Origin of the sequence: Tepidibacter mesophilus (assembly GCF_002724055.1) — a bacterium.
Lineage (GTDB): Bacteria > Bacillota > Clostridia > Peptostreptococcales > Peptostreptococcaceae > Tepidibacter_A > Tepidibacter_A mesophilus.
Map to the genome: position 1 here is coordinate 139,595 of NZ_BDQY01000002.1, position 26,771 is coordinate 166,365.

The window sequence follows — 26,771 nt, forward strand, 5'->3', positions numbered from 1 at the left end:
AAAAGATTGAAATTACTGAAAAATTAGAAAAAATAAATTTTAGTAACAAAATTATACTATATTTACTTGATTTTAATAAAAATATGGACTATTATGTAATTAAAAGAAATTAAATTTTATAAAAATACAGAAAGTTTAATCATGTGATTTTGATTTGTTTTTTGAAATCATAGAATGATTGACAGTATGTATATTGTATACTATACTCAAGATAAGAAAATTAAAATAATGAGGAGGATTTACTATCATGGCAAAGCAAATGAAAACTATGGATGGTAATACTGCTGCTGCATATGTATCATATGCATTTACTGATGTTGCAGCTATTTACCCAATTACACCATCATCTCCTATGGCAGAACATGTTGATGAGTGGTCAGCTAATGGAATGAAAAACATATTTGATCAAAGAGTACAAGTTGTAGAACTTCAATCTGAGGGAGGAGCATCAGGTGCAGTTCATGGATCATTAGCAGCGGGAGCTTTAACTACAACATTTACAGCTTCTCAAGGACTTCTTTTAATGATACCAAATATGTATAAAATAGCAGGAGAGCTTCTTCCAGGTGTATTTCATGTAAGTGCTCGTGCAGTAGCAAGTCATGCTCTTTCTATATTTGGAGATCACTCAGATGTAATGGCAGCAAGACAAACTGGATTTGCTTTCTTAGCATCAGGTTCAGTTCAAGAGGTTATAGATCTTGGAGGAATTGCTCACTTAGCATCTATCAAATCAAGAGTACCATTTGTACACTTCTTTGATGGATTCAGAACTTCTCATGAAATTCAAAAAGTTGAGCTTATAGATCATGCAGATTTCGCAAGACTTGTAGATCAAGATGCTGTTAAACAATTCAGAAATAGAGCTTTAAATCCAGAACATCCTGTAACTAGAGGTACAGCTCAAAATCCAGATATTTTCTTCCAAGCAAGAGAAGCATCTAATACATATTATGAAAGAGTACCTGGAATTGTTGCTGAATACATGAAAGAAATTAGTGAAATAACAGGTAGAGAATATAAGCCATTTAACTATTATGGAGCTGAAGATGCAGAAAACATAATAATAGCTATGGGTTCAGTAACAGATACAATAGAAGAAACTATAGATTATTTAGCATCTAAAGGTGAAAAAGTAGGGCTAATAAAAGTTCGTCTATACAGACCGTTCTCACCTGAGTATTTCTTCGATGTTCTTCCAAAATCAGTTAAGAAAATAGCTGTACTTGATAGAACAAAAGAGCCAGGAGCATTAGGAGAGCCTTTATATCAAGATGTTCGTACTTTATTCTACGGAAAAGAAAATGCACCTATAATAGTTGGTGGACGTTATGGTCTTGGATCAAAAGATACTTTACCTTCTCAAATTAAGGCTGTATATGATAATTTAAATAAATCAGAAATTAAAAATAACTTTACTTTAGGAATAGTAGATGATGTAACTAACACATCTTTAGAAGTAACAGAAGAAATAAACACAGCTCCAAAAGGAACTATAAGATGTAAGTTCTGGGGACTTGGTTCAGACGGTACTGTTGGAGCCAATAAGAGTGCTATAAAAATCATAGGAGATAAAACAGATCTTTATGCTCAAGGATATTTCTCTTATGACTCTAAAAAATCTGGTGGTATAACTATTTCTCACTTAAGATTTGGTAAACAACCTATAAAATCTACTTACTTAATAAACGAAGCAGACTTTATAGCATGTCATAACCAATCTTATGTAGATCAATATGATTTATTAAAAGGACTTAAAAAAGGCGGATCTTTTGTTCTTAACTGTAAGTGGGGAATGGAAGAACTTGATGAAAAATTACCAGCATCAATGAAGAAATATATAGCTGATAACGAAATTAAATTCTATACAATAAATGCTACTGATATAGCATCTGAAATAGGACTTGGAAATAGAATAAATATGATAATGCAATCTGCGTTCTTCAAATTAGCAGAAGTTATCGAGTTAGATAAAGCTGTTGAGTATTTAAAAGATTCTATAGTTAAGTCTTATGGTAAAAAAGGTGAAAAAGTAGTTAATATGAACTATGCAGCGGTAGATAAGGGATTAGATGCTCTTGTTAAAATAGAAGTTCCTGCTTCTTGGTCAAGTGCTGTACAAACAGAAGTTGCAATAGGTGAATCTAAAGATATTCCAGAATTTGTAGAAAAAATATTAAATCCAATAAATAGACAAGAGGGAGATTCTCTTCCGGTAAGTACTTTTGTTGGTATGGAAGATGGAACATTCGAAAATGGATCTGCTGCATATGAAAAACGTGGAATAGCTGTTAACGTACCTGAGTGGCAAATAGATAACTGTATTCAATGTAACCAATGTTCATTCGTATGTCCTCATGCTGCAATCAGACCAGTGTTATTAACTGAGGAAGAAGTTAATAATGCACCAGAAGGATTTAAAACTAAAAAAGCTGTAGGTAAAGGTCTTGAAGGACTTCAATATAAAATTCAAGTAACTACTATGGATTGTACAGGATGTGGAAACTGTGCTGATATTTGTCCATCTAAAGAAAAAGCATTAATAATGAAGCCTCTTGAAACACAAACAGAAGTAGAAGTTCCAAACTGGGAGTATGCTATAAGTGTATCACCAAAAGAAGATTTAGTAAGTCCAAACAACGTTAAGGGAAGTCAATTCAAGCAACCGCTTCTTGAGTTCTCAGGAGCTTGTGCTGGTTGTGGAGAAACACCTTATGCTAAAGTTGTAACTCAATTATTTGGAGATAGAATGATAATAGCTAATGCAACAGGTTGTTCATCAATTTGGGGAGGATCAGCTCCAACTACTCCATACTGTACAAATCATGAAGGTAAAGGACCAGCTTGGGCTAATTCACTATTTGAAGACAATGCTGAATATGGATTTGGTATGGCAGTAGCTGTTAAGCAAATGAGAAACAAATTAACTGACTTAATGAATGAAATAATAGAACTTGATATAGCAGATGAATACAAATCAGTATTTACTGAGTGGTTAAACTCTCAAGACGATGCAGATCTTTCTAAATCATCAAGTGCTAAAGTTCTTGAATTATTAAAATCAAATAATATAACAGATGAAAAAGCTAAGAAAGTATTAGCTGAAATAGAAGATAAGAAAGATTACTTAATCAAGAAGTCTATGTGGATTGTAGGTGGAGATGGTTGGGCTTATGACATCGGTTATGGTGGACTTGACCATGTGTTAGCTTCAGGAGAAAATGTAAATGTTCTTGTATTTGATACAGAGATTTACTCAAACACTGGAGGACAATCTTCAAAAGCTACTCCAACAGGAGCGGTTGCTAAATTTGCAGCTTCTGGTAAGAAAGTTAAGAAGAAAGATCTTGGTATGATAGCTGCAACTTACGGATATGTATACGTAGCTCAAGTTGCTATGGGAGCAGATAAAAATCAATTCATGAAAGCTTTAATAGAAGCTGAAAAGTATGATGGACCATCTCTAATAATAGCTTATGCTCCATGTATAAGCCACGGTATTAAAGAAGGAATGGGACGTACTCAATTCAATACTAAGCAAGCAGTTGAATCTGGATACTGGCATTTATATAGATACAACCCAACATTAAAAGAAGAAGGAAAGAATCCATTTACATTAGATTCTAAAGAGCCAACAGCGAGCTTTAGAGACTTTATACTTGGACAAGTAAGATACACATCTCTTCAAAAAGCTTTCCCTGAAATAGCTGACGAGTTATTTGCTAAAGCTGAAGAAGATTCTAAGCAAAGATATGAAACTTACAAAAAAATGGCTGAACAAGCTTAATAAATAATAAAAATAAGAGAAGCGAAAGCTTCTCTTATTTTTATTTTTTTAATTAAAAAATGATAGTTATTGATTTGAAGATAAATTTCTTGTGACTGATAAAAATTCAATATATTTTATTAAAACATATATAACTATTAAAACGGCAAAATATTCTTCGAATTTCACTATATATTTCAAGAAACTTAGATTATAGTTATTGCTTTTTAAAAATAAATTTGTTTTTTTTATAGCTATTGCACTTATTACAAAAGGAAATGTAAAAGCTGAGTAGCTTGGATAAAACTTGAGCTTTAACAGTCTGGGCATATATAAAAGTACAGAAAAAGTTGTTGATAATGAAAGAATGATTAAAAAAACTAGTATAACTAAATTTTTACTTTGAAAAGCACTAATATATCCAGCTAGGCATAAACTTGCAGGTGCTGCAAAAATTGCTATTGTAGGTAAAGCTGGTTCTGGAATATTCTTCACTAACAAAACTCTATAAATTACTATAGGTAATAGCAATAAATAAAATATTAGCCCTAACCAAAATAGAAGTTGTCCTAAATTATTAACATTGTGCATTGGTGCTGTTACACTTCCAACTACAAAACCAACATATACTACAAAATAGCTTGGAAAAACTTTTTGTATTTGAAACTTAAAAATAAAGTTTCTAGTAAAATAAAATAACAATGAAAAATGTATTAATAAACCAAAAATCCAGATGGCAAATGAAATAGAAGGTAAGTAGCTCTTAATGTAAGTTGATAAGAGCATAATACCCATAGAAAAAGTAGGAGCAACACTTGCAACCACAGGATTTTTTAAGTTTTCGGCAACAACATTAGGATGTAATATAAATTTTATTATTAGAAGTAATAGTATAACGAAGCTAGTTAATCCAAAAATATTTTTGTATGTCTCTCCATAAGATACTACTAAGTTTCCTAATGCTGCTAAAGCCAACATTAACCCTGATGCAGGGATAGGTAGTTTTTTTACTATATTTTTCATTCTACACTCTCCGTTATTATAAACTTATTTTATCTATATCTATTGAACCATCTTCTATTAACTTATTAGCTACCCAAGCAGCAACTAATCCCGTTATAGTAATGCAGTGTTTTCTTCTTTCAGGTGAATCAAACTCAAAATTTCTAGTAATTACACGACAGCAAGTACTTTTATAAGCTTCTTTTATGTAATCATGTAATTCTGCTGCTATTGGGAATATTTTTTGATTCATAGATTCCCCGTGATTTCTTCCATAGACCATACCTAGAGCTATTTGACCACCACTAACAGCTCCACATAGACATCCTGATTTTCCCATACCAACAGGAAAAGCTGAGGCTAATTTTACTGTTTCTTTAGGAAAAGGCCATCCTAGTAACTCATTGATAGTATGTACAACTGATTCAGAACAGAAAAACTCACCTCTCTCAAAATAGCCTTCTGCAATAGATTTTACTTTTTCTATAATTTGTTCTTTATTCATTTAAATCACTCCTTTTATATTGTGTATAAATTCTATCTATACATACATGATATTTCATAAAAACTTTCAATAATGATATCTTTTACCTTAATGCAGCTGCAGTTTTTAGTATAATAAAAATGTAGAAAAATATCAATAAAAGAAAAAATGATGTGTATAAGTACAGATTGGAGAGTTGTCGTTGAAAAAATATACACAAATCATAGACTATATAAATAACTTGGCAGAAGAAGAAAAAATAAAAATAGGAGAAAAATTACCTTCTATAAGAGCTATTGCTGACAGATTTCGATGTAGCAATATTACAGTTGTAAGAGCATATAAGCAATTAGAGCAGGAACATTTTATATATTCTATTCCCAAAAGTGGATATTATTTGGTTGCAAAAGATGAAAAAAAGCTTACAACAGATTATGAAATTAATTTCTCAACAGTTCTTCCGGATAAAGATCTAATACCTTACAATGAGTTTCATCATTGCTTGGATCAGGCTATGAGAAAAAATAAAATAGAGTTACTATCCTATGGGCAGCCTCAAGGACTACCTTCGTTAATTGAAACTATAAAAAAATACCTTCAGGATTATCAGATATTCTGCAAAGCTTCTCAAATTATAATTACTTCAGGATCCCAGCAAGCAGTAAATATACTGAATAAAATGGATTTTCCTAATGGAAAAAATGTTGTATTAATTGAAAATCCTACTTATGATCGTATGATTAAAAATTTACATTTAAATGGTATAAGAACTATTGGAATTAAGAGAAAATTTAATGGAATTGATTTTGAAGAACTAGAGAGAATATTCAAAGAAGAAGAGATTAAGTTTTTTTATACAGTACCTAGGTTTCATAATCCTACGGGTGGAAGTTATACAGTTAAAGAGAAGAAAGAGATATTAAGATTAGCACACAAATATAATGTGTATATTGTAGAAGATGATTACTTAGTAGACCTAGATACAAAAACTAAAAATGATCCCATATACTCTTTTGATACAAGTAATAAAGTTATTTATTTGAAAACATTTTCAAAAATATTGCTACCAGGTCTAAGGATTGCTGCAGTTGTCTTGCCAGAAGAATTAATAACTCCATTTTTAAAGTATAAACAGTGGTCTGATATTTACACTTCTATTCTTCCTCAAGGTGCTTTAGATTTATATATAAAAAATGGTATGTTTAAAAAGTCAAAAGTAATGTTACAAAATGAATACAAAGAACGAATGAAATATCTAAAAAATATCTGTAATAACTTTAATCCTGAGATTCTAAAAGTAAATGTTCCTGAGACAGGTTTTTTCTTATCTTTAGAAACAAATAAAAAAATAAACTTTGATACAATTATTGATGATCTAGCTGTGAGTAGAATTATCATTAAGGATACTAGAGAAAGTTTTGCATTTAAAATGGAGGATATAAATTTGATGAAGATAAGTGTTTCTAGAACGAATGTAGCTCAAATAAAAGAAGGAATAAATGGTATTTATAATTATTTTTCTAAGATAAAGTAAATTTGCATTTATGCATTATAATAAATCTGATAATAATTGTGGTACTAGATTAAAGAATCTTAAAATTACCGTCTCCCATCTTCAAAAACAATATAAAAATTGCATATGATAGGTCAATTCTGCTTAGAAATAAAGAAACTACTGCGCAAGTGTTTAAACCGTAGAAGCCAAAGGCGAAGTTTTGATTTAGAAAAGCTCGTGAGGGATTTCTATACTCGACACCATGAATTAATATTAAAAGTAGTCTTTGATTCTTGATAGTACTTGGTTAAGGCTATTTTTATAAGTGGAAATGACGTATCATAAGTAATATTACATTTACAAAATATGTTATAATTTAAAGAGGTAAAGATTATTTTAAGTATAAAATAAATATGAAAAGACTGTTCAAAGAAGCTTATATTTTTCATTATCAATGTTATTAATAAAGTTATCATTTTCCGTAATATTTTTTTATAAATGGCAGTAAAATTCTTAGAAAACTAAAATCATTAGTAGTTATGTAAAAAGCATTTAGGGGAGTGGGATTGAAATGATAATTAAAAATCCTTTGATAAATAAAAGTATTGAGTATATTTTACAGCATATATATGAAGACATTTCTATTGAAGATGTTGCTAATCACTGTAATTTTTCAAAATATCATTTTAGCAGAATGTTTAAAGAAGAAACAGGAGTAAGTATTTATGCTTTTATCAAACGTATAAAAATGGATCAAAGTGCAGTAAGTCTTAAGGTTGAAAAAAATAAAACTATTACTGATATTGGAGTTGATTATGGATACAGTTCTTCTAATTATAGTTCAGCCTTTAGTAAGCAGTATAGTATTTGTCCAGTGGAATTTAGAAAGGCTATGAATTCAACGTACGTTGCTAATCCATTTTATCCTAGTGAATACAATGATTTTAAGTCTTTTGAATATTATGATGAGAAGATTATTATACAAAATCTAGCTGATTTTAAAGTAATCTATGAAAGATATATAGGAAATTATAGTGATATAGGTATTAATTGGTATAGATTTATGAAACGGTACAAAAACTATATTAAATCAGATACACTTTTGATTGAAAAATCTTACGATGATCCATCTATTACCCAATTAGATAAATGTATATATGATTTATGCATCACTGTTGATGAAGATGTAGAGTTAGAGAATGTTACAATGATAAAAGGTGGTAAATTTGCAGTTTATCGATTTAATGGATATATATGTGATATTTTTGTGACATTCCAGGGATTTTTTAATATTTGGCTTCCACTTAGTGGATATAAAAGGGATAAAAGATATGGATTAGGTATTTATCACAATATTGATAGAAAAAATAATAATGTTACTATGGATTTATGTATTGCTATTAAATAGAGCAAGAATTCAGAAGTAAAAAAGTAAGTTTTCCTTTATTATAAAAATAGTGATAAAGCTATCACTAGATAAAGTTAGGAAAAGGGGGATTTTATGTTTGATATAAGGAAAATCCAAGAGCAGGTTATTTATGAAGCTGTAAAAAATGAGAGTAATGAAGATATTGCAAGGGAAGTTGTATATGGAAAAGAGGAAAGTGGTAAATCAGAGGATAATGCTACATGGGTAAATTCTACAATGAAGAGATTAGAAAGCAAACTTGATAAAGTAACTACTAAGAAGATTAGAATGAAATGTCAGTGTGGCTATGGAATGGATGAGAAATTAGAATTAGTGAAAGAACTAATGGGATTAGCATCAAGTTTAGAGGAGTTTGGAAATTTACAAAAAGCAAAAGATGCAGGATTATTTTATGAAAATGGAGATCTTTATTTACAATTTAATTTTTGTCCGTGTCCGATGCTTGCAGATGTAGATAGGTTAGATTCTGATTCATGGTGCCAATGTACTGCTGGGTATAGTAAAGTACTATTTGAAAAAGCCTTTCAATGTAAAGTTGATGTTGAGTTATTAAAAAGTATAAAAATGGGTAATGAAAGATGCCTTATGAAAATAATTCCACAAGGAGTTATATGGAAATAAAATAAATCTTATTTAATACCAGCTATAAAAAGTGACATATCTTTCCTAATATGATAAAGTATCATCAATAGTCCAAAGGATAATAATATTCAGTTGATTATATGGAATGAAATATAATGTACTGAAAAGTCGATATATAAAACATGATTCATCCACATTACGCCAACGAATTCTGTTACTTAAATATTTAACATAGTAGAGGTATTTAACTAATAGCATTCCCACATACTAGAAAAATGTAAAAATTGCATATAATAGTCCGTTAGCACACATAAAAAAAGCCTGATGAAATTTCATCAGGCTTTAATATTACACGTTAAATCTAAATAATATAACGTCTCCATCTTTAACTATATATTCTTTTCCCTCAAGTCTAACGAGCCCCTTTTCTTTAGCAGCACTCATAGTACCAACATTAACTAAATCATTATATGCTATAGTCTCTGCTCTTATGAATCCTCTTTCGATATCTGAGTGAATCTTTCCGCCAGCTTCAGGAGCCTTAGAACCCATTTTTACTGTCCAAGCTCTAACTTCCTTTGGTCCAGCAGTTAAATAACTAATAAGTCCAAGTAAAGAATAAGAAGCTCTTATAAGCTTATCAAGACCAGATTCGTGAAGACCTAAATCTGCTAAGAATTCTTTCTTTTCATCTTCCTCAAGTTCAGAAATTTCAGCTTCTATTTGAGCACAAGCTACTACTACCTGAGCATTTTCTAAAGAAGCGAATTCCCTAACTTTTGCAACCAATGGATTATTAGCAGCTTCATCAGCAAGCTCATCTTCACATACGTTAGTAACGTATATTACAGGTTTTGAAGTTAAAAGATTTAGTTGCTTAACAAAAACTTGCTCATCTTCTGTAAAGTCCATAGTTCTTATGCACTTGTTGTCTTCTAAAGTATCCTTCAATTTATTTACGAAGTTAAGCTCAGACATAAGAGATTTATCAGCTTTTGCAGCCTTTTGAGTTTTTTGTATTCTTCTTTCAAGTATTTCAATATCAGAGAATATTAACTCAAGGTTTATTGTCTCTATATCTCTTAGAGGATCTACAGAACCATCAACGTGAACTACGTTAGGGTCTTCAAAACAACGGACAACGTGTATTATTGCTTCAACTTCTCTTATATGAGATAAGAATTTATTACCAAGACCTTCTCCTTTACTAGCTCCACGAACAAGACCTGCTATATCGCAAAACTCTATAGCTGTAGGAACTATTTTTTGAGAATTATATATTTCTTTTAATTTATGTAATCTTTCATCTGGAACTGAAACAACACCAACGTTAGGTTCTATAGTACAGAATGGATAATTTGCTGATTCTGCACCAGCTTGAGTTATAGCATTAAATAAAGTACTTTTTCCAACGTTAGGTAAACCAACTATACCTAATTTCATATGAATCTTCCTTTCGTTCATTAGTTATCAACTAGTTTTTGTAAAAAACTTTAAAACATACAGAGTTATTATAACTTATATGAGCTATACGTGCAACAAAACAAAAATATATGTTGAAAAAATTAAATTATATTGTTTAGAATTTCCTGAAAAATATAAAATTACTTACATTAATATATAACAAAAAGAAAAAACTATAATATGAGGAGGTGATATTTTGAATAGAAGATATATTTCCTATATGGTTATAGCATTAGTTTTTATAATTTGTGGATGTAATTCGACTTCAAATAATACTTCTATGAAAAATGCAGTAGATATACAACAAGATATATCTAAAATACAGTATATAGGTAATTGTAATGTATTATGTACTAACACTACGGCTCTTATCAATGTAAACTTTAAAAATCAAAATGATATAAATTATATTAACCAAGAATCACTAAAAAAAAGTATAAAGAATATAGTAAAAAATGAAAATTCGAATATAAAGAACATATTTGTAACATCTAATGAAAATGTATCAAAAAAAATTCAAAATATATCTAAAAGTGCATATGAAGGTAATAAAGTCGATTTAAAATGGGAGATACAGAATATAGTTAAAAATTTTATTCCGAATGTTTAAGTGAACAGAAAAACTTCTGTTCTTTATTTTTGTAAGTACTCATAATTTTATAAGTATATGAAGAACTTTTATAATTATAAAATGTGGGTGATTAATTTGTTAAAAAAAATAATATTAGGATTGTGTTTTTTTTGTATATTCGTATTAGATGGATTTTTAGAAAGAGCATGTATAATAATATTTACTATTGGAATTTATAATATAGTATCAGACAAGAACACAGAGTTTTTGATTACAAGCTTTTTTATATCGTATTTTATACTAAACTTTTTAATAATAATATTTTTTCAAGAAAATATTAAGACGAAAATTTTAGAATTATCTGACAAGGAACAATCTAAAAAAGCTATAGTACTAGTATATGATGGAGAAGATAGAAGGTATAACTTAAATCAAAGAGCAAAAGAAATTTATTATAGAAATGGTATTTATTCTTTTTTTAATATGACATATAATCTTTATAAATATAAAGGGACTTATGAACATTTAGGATCTAGCCAATTCAAGGATAAATCTAATCTTTTAAGAAAAAAGTTATCTGAAAAATTAAAAAACGAATATACAGTAGTGAATAGCAATTTGTATACAGATAACTATATAGAAGATACATTGATAGATTTGCTAAATAGAGGCTATAAAAATATAATAGTATGTCCTATGTTTTTGACAGAGGGAAAAGATTATGATTTATTAAAAAATAGGATAGATAATTTAGGGATATTAAAGTATGAGGTAAATATGAGTATGACGGATTTACTTTGGAATTCAAGGGCACTTGCCAATGCTTATAAGGAAGAAATTATAAACACTATAAGTGATAATAAGTCCATAGGTGTTCTTCTGGTTGGACTTGAAAAGAAGAACAACTTAAATGAGGATATACTTTTTAGACAAAAGATAAAAAAATATCTTGAATATGACAAAAATTATGATATAAAAGTTAAATTACCTCTTTTAGAAAATCATAAAAAGGATATAATAAAAGCAGGAGATGAATTACTAGAATATGGTGTAGACCGTTTGTATTTGGTTATGCCTACTGCATTATTTGAAAACATATATATAAGGTCTTTAGGAGAATATATACTTGAAAAGTTAGATATACCTGATGGAACTGGATTTTATTACATAGGACCATTTAATGAAAATGATGTATTAGTAGACGAACTTTATAAGAAAATAAAGTTAATAGAAAATGAAGGAGGTAAATAATTTGCATAAAGTAGAGAAAATAAATTTAGGCGATAAAATAAATTTGACTTTTATAGGTGTAGATAAATTTAAAACTAATCTTATAAGTGTGTATATGCAAAGACCACTTGATAGAAAAGAAGTGACTAAAAATGCTTTAATACCTAATATACTTAAAAGTGGAAGCAATAAATTTAAAAGCCAAAGAGAGATATCTAAGAAACTAGATGATTTATATGGGGCAGGAGTTTATGCTGATGTAGCTAAAAAAGGAGATATACAGATACTTAGCTTTAAGATGTCTATAACAGATGAAACTTATTTAGATGAAGAAATACTTAAAGAAAGCTTAGTGTTTTTTAACGATATGATAAATAATCCTTTAGTAGAGAATAACGGATTTAATAAGGAATATTTAGATATAGAAAAGAACAATCTAAGAGATAAAATAAAGTCTAGAATAAATGATAAGAGCAGATTTGCACTTGAAAGATGTATTGAAGAAATGTGTAAAGATGAAAAGTTTAGTATATACGAGTATGGATATGAAGAGGATATAGAATCTATAGATGAGAAGAACCTGTATAATCATTATAAGAATATAATAAAAACATCTCCAATAGATATAGTTATTGCTGGGAGTTTAGATAAAAATATGGTTTTAGATTATATAAAAAATATATTTAAATTTGAAAGAGGCAATGTTATAGATGTAGTTGGGGATAAAAATGTAAACAGTGTGGATTCTATTAAAAATATAGTAGACAAGATGGATATTACTCAAGGTAAGATAACACTAGGATATAGAACTAATATAGATTATAAGGATAATAGATATTATTCTTTAATGGTTTATTCTAGTATATTAGGAGGAGGACCTCATTCTAAGTTGTTTTTAAATGTAAGAGAAAAAGAGAGTCTATGTTATTACGTTTACTCTATGATAGAGAAGTATAAATCTATTATGTTTATCTCATCTGGAATAGAAATAGATAAGTATGATAAGGCTATAGAACTCATAGGTGAACAGCTTGAAAAAATCAAAAAATCTGATATATCTGAGGAAGAAATACGAAATAGTAAAAACTCTATAATAAACTCTATAAAGTCTGTTAGAGACAGCTTAAATTCTTTATCTGATTTTTATTATAGTCAAGGTATAAGCGGAGTTAATGAAGATTTAGATAGCATAATGAATAAGATAGAGAATGTTGAAATTAAAGATGTTGTAGAGGTATCTTCTGGGATAACACTAGATACTGTGTATTTTTTGAGAAACTAAAGGAGGCATAAAAACATGAAAAAAATAGTTAATGATATATTAAAAGAAGAAATATACTATGATAAATTAGATTGTGGCTTAGAAGTATTTTTTATGCCTAAAGAAGGTTTTAGTAAAAAATATGCAGTATTTGCTACTAATTACGGTTCTAATGAATTAGAGTTTATACCTATAAATGAAACTGAAAAAATTAAAGTTAACGAAGGTATAGCTCATTTCTTAGAGCATAAGATGTTTGAACAGCCAAGTGGTGGTAATGCATTTGATAAATTTTCTTTGCTGGGGGCCAGTGCGAATGCTTTTACTAATTTTACTATGACAGCTTATTTATTTTCTGCAACTGATAATTTTTATGAATCCTTAGATCACTTAATAGACTATGTTCAAACACCTTATTTTACTGATGAAAATGTAGAAAAAGAAAAAGGAATTATTGCTCAGGAAATAAATATGTACGATGATAATGCTGATTGGAAGGTATATTTCAATACTTTAAAGGCTATGTATATTAAGCACAATACGAGAATAGATATTGCAGGAAGTGTGGAGAGTATATATAAGATAGATAAGGAAGAATTATATAAGTGCTATAATACCTTCTATAATCCTTCTAATATGGCTTTGTTTGTAGTTGGAGATTTAGATATTGATAAGGTAATGGAGTCTATTAATAAATCTATAAAGCCTAAGGACATTCTTGATGATATAAAGATATTTAAAGAGGAAGAACCAAATCAAATAAAACAAAAAGAAATAGTAGAGAATTTATCTGTATCCATTCCTTTATTTAATATAGGGATAAAGGATCTAGACGTAAATATGAGGGGTAATAATCTTCTTAAAAAAGAGATATGCACTGAAATAATACTAGATATGATACTTAAAAAAGGAAGTAGTGTATATGAAAAGCTTTATTTAAGTGGACTTATTAACCAGAATTTCGGTTGTGATCATGTATCTCAAATAGACCATGGCTACACTATTATAGGAGGAGAATCTAAAGATCCTCATAAAGTTAAAGATATTGTATTTGACTATATAAATAAATATAAACAAGAAGGTCTTGATAAAGAAGATTTTGATAGAATAAAGAAAAAGAAAATAGGGATGTTCTTAAAGTATTTCGATTCAGTAGAATTTATTGCTAATAATTTTATATCGTATCATTTTAGAGATATAAACTTTATAGATTATTTAGAAGTATTAAAATCTATAACATTTGAAGATGTGAAAGATAGATTCAATAAACATTTTAATGAAGAGTATTCTGTTATATCAATAATAAATCCTAAATAATAACTTAAAAATTGATATTGTGGTATAATAAAAGCTAGGTTTAACCTAGTTTTTTTCTTTGTGATAGCGACTAGACGAATTTTTTATTTTTGGAGGTGTTTTCTATGAATCCTATTGCATTTACTATATTTGGGATAGGCGTTAGATGGTATGGAATTTTAATATCTACGGGTATAATGATAGGTATGATATTGGCGCTTAGAGAAGCTAAAAGAGTAGGTATAAATGAAGATAAATTATTAGATTTATTAATAATAGCTATTCCGTGTTCTATAATTGGAGCTAGAACGTATTATGTAATATTTAATTGGGATATATATAAAGGCAGCATATATGAAATGATAAATATAAGAGGTGGAGGACTTGCTATTCACGGTGCTATAATAGCTGCTGTTCTAGTGGGGTATATATATTGTAGATTTAAGAATTTAGATTTTCTCAAAATACTAGATTTAATTGCGCCTGGTTTAGCGATTGGTCAGGCTATAGGAAGATGGGGGAATTTTATAAATCAAGAAGCTTACGGTAGACCAACTAATCTTCCTTGGGCGATTAATGTAGATGGAGTTAATGTACACCCAACTTTCTTATATGAGTCCATTTGGAATTTTTGTCTGTTCTTATTTTTAATGTGGCTTAGAAAAAACAAGAAATACGATGGGAATGTATTTGCATATTATGCTATTATATATTCTGTTGGACGTTTTTTTATTGAAGGTCTTAGAATCGATAGTTTAATGATTGGACCTCTTAGAATCGCTCAAGTTATAAGTTTATCAACAATAGTTGTAGGAAGCTTTATTCATTTGGTATTTATGAATAAGAAAAATAACAAAATTTAGTTTATTTAACAATATAGGAGGAAAAAATGGAATTTAATCACGTATCAGTATTATTAGATGAATGTATAGAAAATTTAAATATAAAACCTGATGGAGTATATGTAGATGGTACTTTGGGGGGAGCAGGTCATTCTAGTGAAATAGCAAAGAGACTTGGAGAAAACGGAATGTTAATAGCGTTTGATCAGGATATAAATGCTATTACCGTTGCCAAAGAAAGACTTAAAGCTTATGAGGGTAGAGTTGAGTTTGTACATTCTAATTTTGTTAACTTAAAAGATGAACTTCAAAAGATAGGTGTAAATCGTATTGATGGTATCTTAATGGACCTTGGAGTATCATCTCACCAATTAGATGAAAGAGAAAGAGGCTTTTCTTATATGCAAGATGCACATCTTGATATGAGAATGGATGTTAGAAATCCTATTACAGCTGAGTATATAGTTAACAATTATAGTGAAGATGACCTTAATAGAATTATAAAGTTATACGGTGAGGAAAATTGGGCTAGAAGAATTGCAAAATTCATAGTTGAATCAAGAGAAGAAAATTATATAAAAACCACAGGAGAATTAGTTGACATTATAAAAAGGGCTATCCCTAAAAAAGCTAGAATAGATGGACCCCATCCTGCTAAAAGAACATTTCAGGCTTTAAGAATAGAAGTTAATAATGAACTTGACATAATAGATAAGACGATAGAGGATGCAGCAAGTATTATGAACCCTAAAGGAAGAATATGTGTTATAACATTCCATTCTCTTGAGGATAGAATAGTAAAAAATATATATAAAAATTTATATACAGATTGTATATGTCCAAAAGAACTTCCTATATGTCAATGTGATGAGGAAAGAATAGTTAAGATAATAACTAGAAAACCTATAATACCAACTGATGAAGAAATAGAATTTAATCCAAGATCGAGAAGTGCTAAACTAAGAGTTGCTGAAAAAATATAATTGATTATTTAGAGTATACTCAAATGCAAAGGGGGATTGAGTATGGATAAAAAAGACACAATAAGTTTAAATGAATATAAGAAAATAAAGAAAAAGAAATTAAAGAAAAAATCTCAACTCAATAATATAAACAAGTTTAAAAATAAAAAGTCTAAGAATAAAAGAAAGAATTTGATAAGTGTTGTATTTGTCGCAATTATATTATCCATAGTAATAACCTTTATGTATAGATATTCTATTATATCTAATCTTAGATACGATATACATTCTTTGGATACAGAACTTAAAAATAAAAAAAATGAAAAAAAACAATTAGATCTAAAATTAGATGAACTAAGCAGAAGTGGATTTATAGAAAAAGAAGCTAAAGAAAAACTTAATATGAATTATCCAAATGAAGAACAAACTGTTTATATAAATATTGATTGATGATAAGGGGGGGAGCTTTTGTCTAAATCTAATATGCGCTATAAAAGCAGATTGATTAAGATGTTATTTGTAGTGTGTTTTGTGTTTTTATGTTTAGTTGTAAGGATTGGGTACTTACAATTAGTAAAAGGCGTTTGGCTAAAAGAAAAGGCTTTATTTCAACAGACAAAGGATGTCTCGGTAGAAGCTAAAAGAGGAACTATATATGATAGAAAAGGAAAAGAACTTGCTTTAAGTCTTACTAAATATACTGTTTGGGCAGAACCATCTAAGATGATATCTTCAAGCAAAAAAGATTTAAGAGAAGATTATGCGGATGTTATTGCTAAGGTGTTAGAAGAAGACAAGAACGCTATATTAGAAGAACTAAATTCTGGTAAGAGCATTGTAAGAGTAAAAAGATGGATAGATTATGATAAGATGCAAGAATTAAAAAAACATAGCCTAAGAGGGATGTGGGTAGTCAAAGACAATAAGCGATTTTATCCTTATGGAAACTTTGCATCTCATGTGATTGGACATGTTTCAACCGAAAATTCGGGAATGGCAGGTATAGAAAATAAATACGATAAAGACCTAAGAGGTCTTCCGGGTAGAAATATAATAAGCACAGATGTATCAGGAAAAGAAATTCCATATGGAAATGGGAAGTATAATGAGCCTAAGGATGGAATGAATATAGTTTTAACTATTGATGAGGTTGTTCAACATTATGCAGAAGAGGCAGTGGATAAAGCTTTAATTAATTCTAATGCTAAAAAGGTCCATGCAATAGTTATGGATCCTAAAACTGGTGAAATTTTGTCTATGGTATCAAAACCAGATTATGATCCTAACAATCCAAGAATACCGGTATACCCTGTGTATCAACAACGCATGGATTCGGGAGAAGATCAGCTTAATGTATTGATGGATATGTGGAGAAACCCTATGGTAAATGATATATATGAACCAGGGTCTACTTTTAAACTTATAGTAGCAGCAGCAGGACTTGAAGAAGATGTTGTAAAAGCACATGAGAAATTTTATGATAAGGGATATATTATGGTTGCAGACAGAATGATAAAGGATGCCGGATATCCTAAAAGTCACGGAGAAGAAACTTTTGCTCAGGCTATCCAAAATTCATGTAATCCAGTATTTGTTCAAGTTGGTCAAAGATTAGGACTAGATAAATTATACGAGTACATACAAGCTTTCGGAGTAACAGAAAAAACTGGTATAGACTTACCTGGAGAGGGAAAAGGAATCACATATAAGAAAAATGATGTAGGGCCTGTGGAACTTGCTACTATGTCATTTGGACAAGGAATATCTATGACTCCAATACAATTGATAACAGCTGTTTCATCTATAGCTAATGATGGAAAACTTATGAAACCAAGAGTTGTTAAAGAGTTTATAGATAGCAATGGAGATGTTGTGGAAAGATTTGAACCTGAGCAAGTAAGAAATGTAGTATCAGAAGATACATCTAAGTTACTTAGAAGCATAATGGAAGCTGAGGTTACACATGGTGGAGGTAAAAATGCATACATATCGGGATATCATGTTGGAGGAAAAACTGGAACTGCTCAAAAAGTTATAAACGGGAAATATGCACAAGGGAAATATATATCTTCTTTTGTAGGTATAGCTCCTGCTGATAATCCAAAGGTTGTAGTTTTGGTTGTTGTAGATGAACCTAATGTACAAAGCTATTATGGAGGAAGTGTAGCAGCTCCTGCTGTTAAAGATATAATATATAATACTTTAAGATATTTAAATGTAAAACCTATTTATACAGAAAAAGAAAAACAAGATCTCATAAAAGAAGAGACTATAGTCCCTGAAGTTAGAAACTTGACGCTTCAAGAAGCTGGAAAATTATTATTAAATAATAAACTTAACTTCACTATAGAACCTAATATGAATGTAGATGGAAATGAGAAAATTATAGATATGTTCCCAAAACCAGGGGCTAAAATACCTGTAGAATCAAATGTAATACTATATGTAAAAGGAAAAAATGACAATGATAAGGTTAATGTTCCGAGTGTAGAAGGAAAAACTATAAAAGAAGTGTCAAATATATTTGAGGGTTTAGGTCTAAAACTTAAAGCTACAGGAAATGGAAAGGCAGTCACTCAAAATCCGATTGCAAATACTCAAGTAGAATCAAACTCTATAGTTACAGTACAATTCAAGTAAAATTCGATTCATGTTACTGCATAGCTCATGTTGCCAACGAGTCCTATGGGCTCCGTCGCTCAAGATAGTTTATGTTGTAGTATTTTTAGCAATGTTACTTGCAACTCAAAAATTATATGATTTTCCATAATAAAAAAAAGATATGCGTATTAAGCATATCTTTTTTTTATTATGAATAGTAATTATAATGAAAAGCATAAATTTAATGTAGATGATTATTACGGTGAAACATGAAGGGGGATAGGTCTTTGTCTAGATTTGGAGTTAGGACTAAAAAGAGGTTGGTATTCATACTGATGATTGTAGCGTTGATATTTGTGTTATTAATAGGGAGAATAGGATATTTATTATTAGTAAAAGGAGATTGGCTAAAGGAAAAAGCAATAGCTCAACAAACAAGAGATATTCCTATAGAATCAAAGAGGGGAACTATATACGATAGAAAAGGAAAAGAGCTTGCATATAGTATAACTAAGAGTACCGTATGGGCTAAGCCATCTGAGATAAAGGATAAAAAGTCTACAGCTAAAGAATTATCTATGATACTTGAAGAGGAAGAAGATGAGATATACAAAAAAATTAGTAAGAACGTAGCACTTGTGAAGGTTAAAAGATGGATAGAGGATGACAAGGCATCCCAAATAAGAAAGCTTAAAATGAAGGGTATATGGATAGCTGAGGATAATAAAAGATATTATCCATATGGGAATTTTGCAGCTCATATATTAGGGCATGTATCTCCTAATAATGAGGGAGTATCTGGACTTGAGCTTAAATATAATAAGGAATTAAAAGGATTTTCCGGAAGGCTAGTTATAAGTACAGATGCATCTGGTAGAGAAATTCCAAGGGGAAGTGAAAAATATCATGAACCTAAAGATGGATCTGGAATGGTTCTTACGGTAGATGAAACTATACAACATTATGCTGAAAAAGCAGTAGAAAAAGCTCTTATTATAAATAAAGCTAAAAGAGTGCATGTAATAGTTATGCAGCCAAAGACAGGTGATATATTAGCTATGGTATCAAAACCTGATTATGATCCTAATAACTATAGAACGCCTATATACAAAAGTTTTGAAGAAGAATTAAATAAATATAGTGAAAAGGATAAGATAAAAGGCTGGTTTAAAATGTGGAGAAATCCAGTGGTTAATGATACGTATGAGCCAGGATCTACATTCAAGTTAATAACATCCGCAGCTGGACTTGAAGAGGGGGTTGTAACTCCTGATGATGAGTTTTATGATAAGGGATTTATTATGGTAGGAGGAAGAAGAATAAAATGTTGGAGACATTATAGACCTCATGGACAGGAAACCTTTACTCAAGCTGTTCAAAATTCATGTAACCCCGTATTTGTAGAAGTTGGTCAAAGATTAGGAGTAAAAAACTTATATAAATATATAAAAGCATTTGGACTTACTAGTAAAACCGGAATAGACCTTCCAGGAGAGGAGAGTGGACTTATATACAATGAAAAGAATGTAGGGCCTGTAGAGCTTGCCACAATATCTTTTGGTCAAAGTATATCTGTTACTCCTATACAACTTATAACGGCTATAAGTTGTATAGCTAATGATGGAGAACTTATGAGACCAAGAATAGTTAAAGAATTTATAGATAATAAAGGGAATGTTATAAAAAGTATAGATCCTAAAAAGGTTAGAAGAGTTATTTCTAAGGAAACATCAAGAACTTTAAGAAATATTATGGAATCGGTTGTATCAGAAGGCTCGGGTAAAATAGCTTATATAGAAGGATATCATGTTGGTGGAAAAACTGGAACAGCGCAAAAAGTTATAGATGGAAGATATGCAAATGGGAGATATATAACATCGTTTGTTGGAATTGCACCAGCGTCAAATCCTGAAATAGCCGTACTTGCTATATTAGATGAACCTAATGGAGAGACTCAGTTCGGTAGTACGACAGCAGGACCTATAGTTAAAGAGGTAATTTATAATACTTTAAAATATCTAGATATAAAACCTGATTATACAGAGGAAGAAAAAATTGATTTCGTGAAAAGAGAAGTGAGTGTTCCTGAGGTTAGAAATATAAAACTTAAGGAAGCAGCGAAAATTTTGGAAGAGAAGAATTTTAAATTCACAGTCGCGCCTAATATATATGCAACTGGAGAAGAAAAAATTATAGATGTATTTCCAAAGCCTGGAGTTAAGGTACTTGAAGAATCTAACATAATACTTTATACTAAGCCAAATAATAAAGGGAATGAGAATATAATAAATGTAGTAGTTCCAGATTTAACGGGAAAAACTGTAAAAGAATGTGACGATATTTTGAAAAAATTAGGGTTGAAGCTTAAACCAATAGGCTCAGGAATTGCTGTATCTCAAGATAAGGATCCGAATGCAGAATTGAATGTAAATTCTATAATTACTGTTGAGTTTAAATAAGCTATTAAAAAAAGATAAAGTGTTATATAATTAAAAAGGCAATGTATTTTTATATGCATTGTCTTTTATAGTGAAGCGAATTTTTTATATTTTGAAAGGAGCACTAATATGTTATTGAGAGATTTGATAGAGGGTTTAGATACTGTCAATATTAAAGGGAGTGTTGACATAAATATAGATGATATAAACTATGATTCAAGAAAATTAAAAAAAAATAGTTTGTTTATTTGTATTAAGGGATTTAGCTTAAATGGACATGAGTTCATACATAATGCTATTCAAAAAGGAAGTACAGCCTTTTTGGTAGAAGAGGATATTTACATACAAGGATATACGTTTATAAGGGTTGAAGATACTAGAAAAGCAATGGCAAAAATATCTTCTAATTTTTATGATAATCCAACTAAAAAATTAAATTTAATAGGTGTTACAGGAACTAATGGAAAGACGACCATAACTCATCTTATAAAAGAAGTTCTTGAATATAATAATAAAAAAACAGGTCTTATAGGAACGATAAAGAATGTAATAGGAGATGAGGAAATAGTTTCATCAAGAACAACTCCAGAGAGTGTTGAACTACAAGGATACTTCAGAGAAATGCTTGATAAAAATATAAATGATTGCGCTATAGAGGTTTCGTCTCACTCATTAGAGCTTAAAAGAGTTGATGATTGCGAATTTAAGTTCGGTATATTTACAAATTTAACTGAAGATCACCTTGATTTTCATACAGACTTAGATGAATATAGAAGGGCAAAAGAAAAGTTATTTCATAAAACAACTCTTGGTAACATTATAAACCTAGATGATGATGGTGGGAAAAAAATATATGAGTCTATAAAAAACTTAAAAACACCTATAATGACATATGCTATAGAAGAAGAAGCAGATATAATGGCAAAAGATATAAAAATATATTCCAGTGGAATTGAATATAAATTAATAACACCGAAATATCAAATGAATATAAAAACTCCTATACCGGGAAGGTTTTCTGTATATAATTCATTAGCTGTTATAGCTCTGTGCTATTTAATGGATATACCAAAAGAAACTATAGCTGAAAGTCTAGAAAATACAAATGGTGTATCAGGAAGATTTGAAAGTGTAGAAACGGACAGAGGATTCAGTGTGATAATAGATTATGCTCATACGCCTGATGCACTTGAAAATGTATTGAAAACTGCTAAAGAATTTGTAAAAGGGAATATAATAACAGTATTTGGATGCGGAGGAGATAGAGACAAGACAAAGAGACCTTTAATGGGAAAAATAAGCCAAGACAACTCTAATTATACAGTTATAACAAGTGATAACCCTAGAACCGAAATTCCAGAAGATATAGTGAAGGATATTTTAAAGGGAATAGATAAATTAGATTATAAGGTTATACTGGATAGAAAAGAAGCAATACAGCATGCTATAGATAAGGCTGAAGATGGAGATGTAGTAATTATAGCAGGGAAAGGGCATGAAGATTATCAAATTTTAGGTAAAGAAAAAATACATTTTGATGATAAAGAAGTAGTTAAAGAAATATTAGGAAAGGAATAGAATATAAAAATGATAACTATAAATGAAATTCTTAATAATTTAAATGCAACGCTTGTAAAAGGAAATAAAGACACTTTAATAAAAAATATAAGTATAAACAGTAAAAATGTAGGTAATGAATTTATATTTATTCCTCTGATTGGAGAAAAATATGATGCACATGATTTTGTGTATGATGCATACAAAAATGGATGTAGAATATTTCTAAAGGATAAAAATCATGATTTGGATTTTGATAGTAAGGATGTAAGTATTATAGAAGTTGAGGATACAACTAAGGCTTTAGGAGATATAGCTAGATTGTATAAAGAAAAGTTTTTGATAAATTATATAGCTGTTACAGGAAGTACAGGAAAAACTACTACTAAGGATATGATATATAGTGTGTTATCTAGTAAATATAATACACTAAAAACAGAGGGTAATTTCAATAATCATATAGGACTTCCGTTAACTATATTTAAGATTAAAGATGAACATGAATGTGCTATACTTGAAATGGGAATGTCTTCCTTTGGTGAAATAGAATATCTATCAGATATAGTGAATCATAAAATAGCTATAATATCCAATATAGGGCTTTCGCATATAGAAAATTTGGGATCTAGAGAAGGCATATTAAAGGCAAAACTTGAAATAACTAAAAACTTTACTAATGATAATACCCTTATAATAAATGCGGATGATGAGTATTTAAAAACTTTAAAAAATAAAGAATTAGACTATAAATTAAAAACATTTGGATTTGGAAAAGACAATGATTTATATTGTGTTGAATATAAAATGTATGAAACGGGGATAGATTTTGAATGTATAGTTCATAATCAAAAAGAAGAGTTTTTTATTCCTGCAAGAGGGAAACACAATATATATAATGCAATGGCAGCTATATTAACTGGAATTGAGCTAGGACTTAGCATAGATGAAATAAAAAAAGGGCTTTTAAATTTTAAAAATGGTAAAATGAGACTGGATATATTAAGGACAGATTCATTTGAAATAATAAATGATGTTTATAATGCAAGTCCAGATTCTATGAGAGCAGCTCTTAACATACTTGGTGAATATAAACAAAATAGAAAAATAGCTGTACTTGGAGATATGCTTGAAATGGGAGAGTATGCAAAGGTTGGTCATGAATTAGTAGGAGAATATGCAATTGGTAACTCTGATATAGTAATAACTGTTGGAAAAGATTCGAAGTATATAGGAAATGGGGCAATCAAAAAAGGATTTAATGAACAAAATATATTAAACTTCAATAGTAATTTACAAGTTATTGATTATCTCAAAACTATACTAAAAAAAGAAGATGTTATTTTAATAAAAGGTTCAAGAGGGATGAAAATGGAAGAAATAGTTGATTTTTTAAATAATTATAAAATCTAATTCTTTCAATAAAGAAAGCTTAAAACGCGAGAGGAGTTTATAAAATGGGTGATATACAACATGTGATAATGACTATTGTAGTTTCGTTTGCAATAACTTTAATATTAGGGCCTATATTTATACCTATGTTAGAAAGATTAAAATTTGGGCAAACAGTAAGGGATGAGGGACCTAAAAGCCATTTGATAAAAAATGGAACTCCTACAATGGGTGGAATAATAATGATTCTAGCTGTGTTTATGACTTGTATAACAACAGCTAGAATCAATAATGATATGATATTTGCTTTAATATCAATAATAGGATTTGGACTTATAGGATTTCTAGATGATTACATAAAGGTGGTTCTTAAAAGATCTTTAGGTCTTAGAGCTTATCAAAAATTAATAGGTCAATTTGCACTGGCTACTTTACTTGCAATATATCAATCGAAGACTTCGATACTGGGAACTCAAGTAATAGTTCCATTTTTAAAGCAAAATATAGATTTAGGATTTTTATATATCCCGTTTATAGTATTTGTAACTGTTGCTACCGTAAATAGTGTAAACTTAACAGATGGGCTTGATGGATTAGCATCAGGAGTTACTTTAATAGTTGGGGTGTTTTTTGCTATGATATCAATTAAATATGCAAATGATGGGATAGCTATAGTTTCATCTTCTTTGGTTGGAGCCTGTCTAGGCTTTTTGAAATTTAATGCGCATCCTGCAAAGGTATTCATGGGAGATACGGGTTCTATGGCTCTAGGTGGGGCTGTTGCAGCTGCAGCTATACTTTTGAATCTATCCCTTATAATTCCTATTGTAGGTGGTATATACTTTGCAGAATCACTATCCGTAATAATTCAGGTAACATCGTATAAACTTACAGGAAAGAGAGTATTTAAGATGAGTCCTTTGCATCATCATTTTGAGTTGGAAGGATGGCATGAAACAAAGGTAGTTATCGTATTTTGGACTGTAAGTATAATACTTAGTATAATAGGTTTCATATCTTTAGCTTAGACATGATTAGGGGGAGTTTAATATGAACTTAAATGGTAATAATATATTATTAGTTGGGCTTGCCAGAACAGGAATATCCACAATAAAAAAGCTTTATGAAAAAGGTGCAAAGGTTACTGTAAATGATATAAAGGATGAAGAAAAACTAAAGGATATATTAAATGATTTAAATGAATATGATGTTAAATATGTATTAGGACAACATATAGAAGATATAAGTGGTGTAGATTTAACTATAGTGTCTCCTGGTGTTCCACTAAATCTTGATTTTATAAAAAAAATAAAAGAATCAAATATAGAAGTCATAGGAGAGGTAGAGTTAGCATATAGATTATCTAAAAGCTTTTTTATAGGGATTACAGGAACTAATGGTAAGACTACGACTACTACACTTGTTGGAGAAATATTTAAAAAGGCAAATAAGGATACTTACATAGTTGGAAATATTGGCAACCCTGTAATTGATACAGTAGATAAGTCAAATGAAGATTCTGTACTTGTTACAGAACTTAGCAGCTTTCAACTTGAAAGTATAAAAGAATTTAGACCGAGAATAAGTGTAATACTTAACATAACTCCTGATCATTTAAATAGACACAAGACTATGCAAAATTATATAAATGCAAAGTGTAGAATTTTTGAAAATCAAAATAACAGTGATTTTACAGTGTTGAACTATGACTGTGAAACTACTAGGGGATTAGGTGAAAATTGTAAAAGTAAAGTGGTATACTTTAGTAGAAAACATATTTTAAATGAAGGTGTATATGTTAAAGACGGTATAATAGTAATAAATTTAAATGACAAAGAGATTAAACTTATGAATATAAGTGAAATAAGTATACCTGGAAGTCATAACTTAGAAAATGCGTTAGCAGCTGTGAGTATAGCAGCTGTATATGGACTTGATATGGAGGTTGTTAAGCAAGTTTTAAAGATATTCGGTGGGGTTGAGCATAGACTTGAATTTGTAAGACAAATAAACGATATTAAATTCGTAAATGATTCAAAAGGAACTAATCCAGATGCCTCTATAAAAGCTTTAAATGCATATGATAACCCTATTATATTAATAGCTGGTGGCCAGGACAAGAAAAGTGATTTTGCAGAATTTACAAAACTTTTTAATGAAAAAGTTAAACATGTGGTTCTTTTGGGGGAAACATCGAACATAATAAGAGAAAGTGCTATAGCACAAGGATTTGATAACTGCCATAAGGTTGAGAGTATGGAAGAGGCAGTTGAAAAAGCATATGAATTAGCTTCTCCAAATGATGTTATTTTATTATCTCCTGCTTGTGCTAGCTGGGATATGTATGAAAGTTATGAAGTTAGAGGAAATCATTTTAAGAATGAAGTATTTAGCCTTTAATC

Annotated in this window: 20 protein-coding genes; 17 read left to right on the forward strand and 3 right to left on the reverse strand. The window is 29.6% G+C overall.

What is annotated here, in order from left to right; all coding sequences use genetic code 11:
- Nucleotides 1-247 precede the first annotated feature (247 nt).
- Nucleotides 248-3,787, forward strand: a complete 3,540-nt coding sequence (nifJ, locus tag Tmeso_RS02465) for a pyruvate:ferredoxin (flavodoxin) oxidoreductase (protein WP_099187899.1) — start codon at nt 248-250, stop codon at nt 3,785-3,787.
- 66 nt (nt 3,788-3,853) lie between these two features.
- Here nifJ and Tmeso_RS02470 read toward each other — a convergent pair whose 3' ends face one another.
- Nucleotides 3,854-4,789: a TDT family transporter gene (locus Tmeso_RS02470; RefSeq protein ID WP_099187901.1), complete on the reverse strand. Its 936-nt coding sequence runs from the start codon at nt 4,787-4,789 to the stop codon at nt 3,854-3,856.
- 16 nt (nt 4,790-4,805) lie between these two features.
- Nucleotides 4,806-5,273, reverse strand: coding sequence for a C-GCAxxG-C-C family protein (locus tag Tmeso_RS02475; RefSeq protein WP_099187903.1), 468 nt, complete (start codon nt 5,271-5,273; stop codon nt 4,806-4,808).
- Between the two features lie 181 nt (nt 5,274-5,454).
- Here Tmeso_RS02475 and Tmeso_RS02480 point away from each other — a divergent pair, with 181 nt between their 5' ends.
- The 3 genes from Tmeso_RS02480 to Tmeso_RS02490 all read left to right on the forward strand — a co-directional run bounded on the left by Tmeso_RS02480 (nt 5,455) and on the right by Tmeso_RS02490 (nt 8,797).
- Nucleotides 5,455-6,786, forward strand: a complete 1,332-nt coding sequence (locus tag Tmeso_RS02480; RefSeq protein ID WP_099187905.1) for an aminotransferase-like domain-containing protein — start codon at nt 5,455-5,457, stop codon at nt 6,784-6,786.
- 532 nt (nt 6,787-7,318) lie between these two features.
- Complete coding sequence (locus Tmeso_RS02485) at nt 7,319-8,155, forward strand: AraC family transcriptional regulator (RefSeq protein ID WP_099187907.1); 837 nt, start codon at nt 7,319-7,321, stop codon at nt 8,153-8,155.
- A gap of 93 nt (nt 8,156-8,248) precedes the next feature.
- The gene (locus Tmeso_RS02490) at nt 8,249-8,797 is read left to right on the forward strand and encodes a DUF6144 family protein (RefSeq protein WP_099187909.1); all 549 of its coding nucleotides are present in this window, start codon (nt 8,249-8,251) and stop codon (nt 8,795-8,797) included.
- A gap of 309 nt (nt 8,798-9,106) precedes the next feature.
- Here the strand turns inward: Tmeso_RS02490 and ychF are convergent, their stop codons facing one another.
- The gene (gene ychF / locus Tmeso_RS02495; RefSeq protein ID WP_099187911.1) at nt 9,107-10,201 is read right to left on the reverse strand and encodes a redox-regulated ATPase YchF; all 1,095 of its coding nucleotides are present in this window, start codon (nt 10,199-10,201) and stop codon (nt 9,107-9,109) included.
- A 217-nt stretch (nt 10,202-10,418) separates the two neighbouring features.
- On the opposite strand from ychF, the gene Tmeso_RS02500 reads away from it, so the two are divergent.
- The 13 genes from Tmeso_RS02500 to murD all read left to right on the forward strand — a co-directional run bounded on the left by Tmeso_RS02500 (nt 10,419) and on the right by murD (nt 26,769).
- Entirely contained in the window at nt 10,419-10,832 is a 414-nt protein-coding gene (locus tag Tmeso_RS02500; RefSeq protein WP_099187913.1) for a YhcN/YlaJ family sporulation lipoprotein, read from the forward strand.
- 96 nt (nt 10,833-10,928) lie between these two features.
- Nucleotides 10,929-12,044 carry a hypothetical protein gene (locus tag Tmeso_RS02505; protein ID WP_099187915.1) on the forward strand — a complete coding sequence of 372 codons (1,116 nt, stop codon included), beginning with the start codon at nt 10,929-10,931 and terminating at the stop codon, nt 12,042-12,044.
- Nucleotide 12,045: 1 nt separating this feature from the next.
- Nucleotides 12,046-13,305: an EF-P 5-aminopentanol modification-associated protein YfmF gene (yfmF, locus tag Tmeso_RS02510; protein WP_242967830.1), complete on the forward strand. Its 1,260-nt coding sequence runs from the start codon at nt 12,046-12,048 to the stop codon at nt 13,303-13,305.
- Nucleotides 13,306-13,320: 15 nt separating this feature from the next.
- The gene (gene yfmH / locus Tmeso_RS02515) at nt 13,321-14,601 is read left to right on the forward strand and encodes an EF-P 5-aminopentanol modification-associated protein YfmH (protein WP_099187919.1); all 1,281 of its coding nucleotides are present in this window, start codon (nt 13,321-13,323) and stop codon (nt 14,599-14,601) included.
- 104 nt (nt 14,602-14,705) lie between these two features.
- A complete protein-coding gene (gene lgt / locus Tmeso_RS02520) occupies nt 14,706-15,443 on the forward strand; it encodes a prolipoprotein diacylglyceryl transferase (RefSeq protein ID WP_099187921.1) in 738 nt (245 codons plus the stop codon).
- A gap of 26 nt (nt 15,444-15,469) precedes the next feature.
- A complete protein-coding gene (rsmH, locus tag Tmeso_RS02525) occupies nt 15,470-16,405 on the forward strand; it encodes a 16S rRNA (cytosine(1402)-N(4))-methyltransferase RsmH (protein WP_099187923.1) in 936 nt (311 codons plus the stop codon).
- A 42-nt stretch (nt 16,406-16,447) separates the two neighbouring features.
- Nucleotides 16,448-16,834, forward strand: a complete 387-nt coding sequence (locus Tmeso_RS02530; RefSeq protein ID WP_099187925.1) for a cell division protein FtsL — start codon at nt 16,448-16,450, stop codon at nt 16,832-16,834.
- Nucleotides 16,835-16,852: 18 nt separating this feature from the next.
- Nucleotides 16,853-19,024, forward strand: coding sequence for a PASTA domain-containing penicillin-binding protein (locus Tmeso_RS02535; protein WP_242967833.1), 2,172 nt, complete (start codon nt 16,853-16,855; stop codon nt 19,022-19,024).
- Between the two features lie 248 nt (nt 19,025-19,272).
- The gene (locus Tmeso_RS02540; protein WP_278281314.1) at nt 19,273-21,444 is read left to right on the forward strand and encodes a stage V sporulation protein D; all 2,172 of its coding nucleotides are present in this window, start codon (nt 19,273-19,275) and stop codon (nt 21,442-21,444) included.
- Nucleotides 21,445-21,552: 108 nt separating this feature from the next.
- Nucleotides 21,553-23,001 (forward strand): UDP-N-acetylmuramoyl-L-alanyl-D-glutamate--2,6-diaminopimelate ligase, encoded by a 1,449-nt coding sequence (locus Tmeso_RS02545; RefSeq protein ID WP_099187929.1) that lies wholly within the window; start codon nt 21,553-21,555, stop codon nt 22,999-23,001.
- Between the two features lie 9 nt (nt 23,002-23,010).
- On the forward strand, nt 23,011-24,390 hold the full coding sequence (locus tag Tmeso_RS02550) for a UDP-N-acetylmuramoyl-tripeptide--D-alanyl-D-alanine ligase (RefSeq protein ID WP_242967835.1): 1,380 nt from the start codon (nt 23,011-23,013) through the stop codon (nt 24,388-24,390).
- 44 nt (nt 24,391-24,434) lie between these two features.
- Complete coding sequence (gene mraY / locus Tmeso_RS02555) at nt 24,435-25,397, forward strand: phospho-N-acetylmuramoyl-pentapeptide-transferase (protein WP_099187933.1); 963 nt, start codon at nt 24,435-24,437, stop codon at nt 25,395-25,397.
- A gap of 22 nt (nt 25,398-25,419) precedes the next feature.
- Complete coding sequence (gene murD / locus Tmeso_RS02560; protein WP_099187936.1) at nt 25,420-26,769, forward strand: UDP-N-acetylmuramoyl-L-alanine--D-glutamate ligase; 1,350 nt, start codon at nt 25,420-25,422, stop codon at nt 26,767-26,769.
- The last annotated feature ends 2 nt before the right edge of the window (nt 26,770-26,771 follow it).